The following is a 4,810-nucleotide window of genomic DNA, read 5'->3' on the forward strand; positions in this document are numbered from 1 at the left end:
ATCTCTATGGTTTTTATCCATATTAGCTTGTATCTTAAATATAAATCCTGAGAAGTTATTAGAGTTAGGATCTATATCACCTAAGTTACTGCTACGAGGAGTTGGTGGTGGTGTTATTTCTAGGAATGATTCTAAAAATGGCTCAACACCAAAGTTAGTAAGGGCACTTCCGAAAAATACAGGAGTTAATTCACCACTTAATATTTTTTCTAAATCAAAGTTATCCCCTGCAATATCTAAAAGTTCAATATCCTCTAGTAATTTTTTGTGAAGAGCATTACCTAATAAAGTATTAAACTTTTCATCAGATACTTCACCAGTTATAGAGTTAGCTATAGATTGTCCGTGGTTACCATCATCAAATAGCTCTATTTGGTTTTTATGACGGTTAAATACACCTTTGAAGTCTTTACCAGAACCTATTGGCCAGTTTACTGGACAAGAACGAATTCCTAAAACATTTTCAATATCTTCAAGTAATTCAAATGGGTCTTTTCCTTGACGGTCCATTTTGTTTATAAATGTGAATATTGGAATTCCTCTCATTTTACAAACGTGGAATAATTTCTTTGTCTGATCCTCAACCCCTTTAGCAGAGTCAATAACCATTACAGCACTGTCAGCTGCCATTAATGTTCTATATGTGTCTTCACTGAAATCTTGATGTCCTGGAGTATCAAGAATGTTTATACAAAAGTTATTATATTCAAATTGAAGAACACTTGATGCAACAGATATACCTCTTTGTTTTTCTATTTCCATCCAGTCAGATACTGCATGTTTTTGAGATTTTCTAGATTTAACTGAACCTGCTTCACGAATAGCTCCACCATATAATAGGAATTTTTCAGTTAATGTAGTTTTTCCCGCATCGGGATGGGAGATTATTGCAAAGGTTCTTCTTCTTTTAACCTCGTCAGCCAAGTTTAAATTTTGTTCTGTCATTTTTTATCATCCTTTATTTTAATTTTATGATTATTTAAATATAAAAAGCTATAATCTTATTGATATTATAACTTTATTTAAAAACTGTCAATATTAAAAGTAAAGATACTTTTAAATGCACAATTTTAATGTTAACAAGTAAGATTTATATAAAATGAAATATAATAAAAGAAAAAATTTGAACTTCCCACCCTTTAAAGTAGCTACAAGTAAAAAAGACTTGTAAAATACTGCTTTAAGGGTTTATTTTTATGCAAAAATTAATTAATTTAATCAAAATATGGTAACAAATCAAAAATAATATCCATAGTATATATTAGATAAAGATGTCGAAAATTATCGAAAAAGTATTTTAATAAAAATACAAAGGTAATTTTGTCTTTATTTAATTTAAAGTTTTAATAATTATATTAAAAGTTAAGGAGGCAATCTATGGATAATAAAAGAGATATTGAACAAAACTGTGGGCTAGAATTAGCAAGACCATATGTTAATAGACAGATTTATGGAGAAACTTTTAATCCAAGTATTGCATTAAAAAGAGGAACACTATTTCCTGAGTTAGATTTAGTTGAATCAAATAATTATAATGCCTGGTTATATGAAAATCCTATGAACAGAGTAAAGTAAAAAGGAGTGAATAGACAAGTATGGAATCAGATAGAAGAGCTCTTTTAAATCAAATTTTAGAATATCACTTTGCTTGTATAGAGTTAAATTTATATCTAGATAATAATCCTGATGATGAAGATGCTTTATGTGAATACAACATGTATTTTGAAAAATTCCAAGATGCTAAGTTTGAATATGAAGATAGATATGGACCATTAACTAATTTTGGATATGTTCCAGATTGTTATCAATGGGGATGGGTTGATAATCCATGGCCATGGGATAATGAGTTTTATAAATAGAAATAAAGTTAAAAATATAAAAATTATAGGAGGAGTAAATAGATGTGGGTTTATCAAAAAACATTAGAATATCCAGTTAATTTGAAAAATTCAGATCCGAAAATGGCTAAATATATAATGACTCAATTAGGTGGACCTAATGGTGAATTAGCAGCAGCTCTTAGATATCTTCAACAAAGATATACTATGCCAACTGGTAAAACTAGAGCACTTTTGACTGACATAGGTACAGAAGAAATGGCTCATGTTGAGATTATTTCAGCTATATTATATCAATTAATGAAAGATTGTACTCCTGAAGAACTTAAAGAAGCTGGACTTGGACCTAATTATGCTACTTTTGGACATGGACTTCAACCAGTAGATGCAAATGGTGTAAACTTTACCACAGCTTATATTAATGTATTTGGAGATTCTGTTACAGACTTACATGAAGATATGGCAGCAGAACAAAAAGCATTAGCTACGTATTACCAACTAATTAACTTAACAGATGATCCAGACCTTAAAGAAATTTTAAGATTTTTAGGTCAAAGAGAAATTGTGCATTATCAAAGATTTGGAGAAGCATTAATGGATGTTTATGAATTTACAGAAAGTAAAAAGAATTTTTAATAGATTTAAGAGTTGAGTTTTAACTTAGTATTGTTTTACTTCTTAATAATATAGATAGTATAAATAATATTTTAAAATGCTTCGACCATATAGTGGCTCAAGTAACCGATGTATCCATAGTGTAAGCAAGGATATATCGTTGGCGAAATAAAAATTAGCGCCCACACGTGGCTTAAAGTTTTTTGCCGATACGCTACTCAAGTGAAGTGAATTTTTTATTTTATATTAAAATGGAGTTTTAGATTTATCTAGACTCCATTTTAGTATATAGAAATTAATTAAATTATTTTATAACAAAACTTAATAAAATAATAAATCTATAAAAGATACATTGAAAAAATAATAATAATTAAAGCTATTATAAACTTTAAATTTACACTTAAGGATTTTTCAATAAATCTTAAACTTTTGATTTTTTTACTTCATATTTTAATAATGAAGTATAAATATAAAATTACTTCGAACTATATTATCTTTTATTATATATTAAATATATATTTTTTTAAGAGGAAAATCTGAATTTTCTGAAAAAGGAGAAAAATGTTGAAAAAATATATAGAATAGAATATTATATAATTAATATTAAATTTTTATGGAGAAATATTACGAATGTTAAGAAATCGATTATACGACTTTGTTGAAGACATATGTAAATATAATAATTTTACGCACGAGAAAACAGAGGAAATACAATATATTATGAGAGTATTAATGTATGAAATTTTAAAAATTATAATTATAATTACTGTATTTTCTATTTTAGGATATATGAAAGAAATTATTTTAATTATGTTTACTCTTGCATGTGTAAGACCATTTACAGGGGGATATCATGAGTATTCACATAAAAGATGCTTAATTGCAACTATGACACTAGCATATTTTATTATATTAATATCAAAAAATAGTAACTTAAATAATATAAGTATAATATTACTAAATATTGTAAACATATTTAGTATATATCATCAATCACCTATAATAAATACATATATGCCTATAACAAAGGAAAATTTAATAAGAAGAAATAAAACAATAGCTGTACTTAATTCTATAATCTTATCTATAATTTCTGTAATTATAATTAGATATGGAATTTATAGTAATATAATAACATGGACATTAACAATGAATGTTTGTTTAATGTTTAATTTGAGAGAATCTAAGGAGGGATAAATATGAATTACAAGAAGATATTTGGAAGTTTAATGGCAATGTTATCGATAGTTGTTGTAAGTAGTGGAGCAGCATCTATGGTAGGAATTGGTGTAGAAGACATGCCAAAAAGCTTAAAAGACAAAAGATAATAAGTAATGATTTTATTTGTTGATTTATTAAATACTATAATACAATCATTTATAGTAAGTTATTTTCCTTATTATTTATCTTTTAATAAGGAAAATGATAGGATTAGTAAGAAGCAATTTGTTATAAGTATTATAGGTATATTTTTTACAAGTATGTTAGCTACAAATATATTTAGTAATGGAAATATAGCTACAGCTGTAATAGCAACAATGAATATAATTATTATAGGTTTAGTATATAGACATATATACAAAAAGGCATTATTAGCATACTTTATAGGATATTTTTTAGTACAAATTACAGCTATTTTAGTTACTAGTATAATTTGGCCTACTATAAGTAATGTAATTTCTGATGCAGAAGCATCTATGTTATTAGGAATATATATTCCAGCTATTATTTTAGAATTACTTATTATAAAAAATAAAGATAATATAAAAACAATATATCAGTATTTTACTAAAAGTGAACGTTCATTTACAATTTTTTTCATAATTGTTATATTGATGGATTTCATAGCTAATATTTCTATGTTATTAAATGGTTGGGCTAATGTAGTTTTAACCAATGTATTGATAATAATGTTTGTTGCATTTATAATCGGGATTTCTATTTATAGGAATAGCATAGGCAAAAAATATGAAGAGATTGATAGATTAAATAAATTATTAATTGATAAAAATAATCAACTTAAAAAAATAAAGCATGACTATGGGTCTCAAATATCTTATATTAATGGATTATATATAATGCAACAATATGATAGATTAGGAGAAATGCTAAAAAAGATAATAAGTGGGAATGCTGAAGTATCATCTTCTGTAGAATATATTACTAATAGGGACTCTATTATATGTAGTGTAGTTGAATCCTTAGATTTAAAAGATATACATGTAGTTGTAGATGAGGAATTTGATTCTAATTTAATTGATATTAGTGAGTATGAATTACATAAAATAGTATCTAATATTTTAAGTAATGCAGCTACAGCATTAGATGGTAATGGATTAATTGTTATAAAGACGTAT

The 4,810-nt window shown here is 25.9% G+C and carries 7 protein-coding genes; 6 read left to right on the plus strand and 1 reads right to left on the minus strand.

Annotation, left to right across the window (positions count from 1 at the left end; genetic code table 11):
- A partial coding sequence (locus Q5F54_RS10720) for a peptide chain release factor 3 (RefSeq protein ID WP_302334410.1) occupies positions 1-945 on the minus strand: 945 nt, incomplete at its 3' end.
- Between the two features lie 432 nt (positions 946-1,377).
- Here Q5F54_RS10720 and Q5F54_RS10725 point away from each other — a divergent pair.
- The 6 genes from Q5F54_RS10725 to Q5F54_RS10750 all read left to right on the plus strand — a co-directional run.
- The gene (locus tag Q5F54_RS10725) at positions 1,378-1,575 is read left to right on the plus strand and encodes a spore coat associated protein CotJA (protein WP_302334411.1); all 198 of its coding nucleotides are present in this window, start codon (positions 1,378-1,380) and stop codon (positions 1,573-1,575) included.
- A 20-nt stretch (positions 1,576-1,595) separates the two neighbouring features.
- The gene (locus Q5F54_RS10730; RefSeq protein WP_302334412.1) at positions 1,596-1,859 is read left to right on the plus strand and encodes a spore coat protein CotJB; all 264 of its coding nucleotides are present in this window, start codon (positions 1,596-1,598) and stop codon (positions 1,857-1,859) included.
- 42 nt (positions 1,860-1,901) lie between these two features.
- The gene (locus tag Q5F54_RS10735) at positions 1,902-2,474 is read left to right on the plus strand and encodes a manganese catalase family protein (RefSeq protein ID WP_302334413.1); all 573 of its coding nucleotides are present in this window, start codon (positions 1,902-1,904) and stop codon (positions 2,472-2,474) included.
- A gap of 609 nt (positions 2,475-3,083) precedes the next feature.
- Complete coding sequence (locus tag Q5F54_RS10740; RefSeq protein ID WP_302334414.1) at positions 3,084-3,650, plus strand: accessory gene regulator B family protein; 567 nt, start codon at positions 3,084-3,086, stop codon at positions 3,648-3,650.
- Positions 3,651-3,652: 2 nt separating this feature from the next.
- Positions 3,653-3,781: a hypothetical protein gene (locus Q5F54_RS10745; RefSeq protein ID WP_281538614.1), complete on the plus strand. Its 129-nt coding sequence runs from the start codon at positions 3,653-3,655 to the stop codon at positions 3,779-3,781.
- 6 nt (positions 3,782-3,787) lie between these two features.
- The coding region (locus tag Q5F54_RS10750; protein ID WP_302334415.1) for a hypothetical protein at positions 3,788-4,810 on the plus strand (1,023 nt) is incomplete at its 3' end.

The sequence above is a fragment of the uncultured Romboutsia sp. genome, from assembly GCF_958366745.1.
GTDB classification, from domain to species: domain Bacteria; phylum Bacillota; class Clostridia; order Peptostreptococcales; family Peptostreptococcaceae; genus Romboutsia; species Romboutsia timonensis.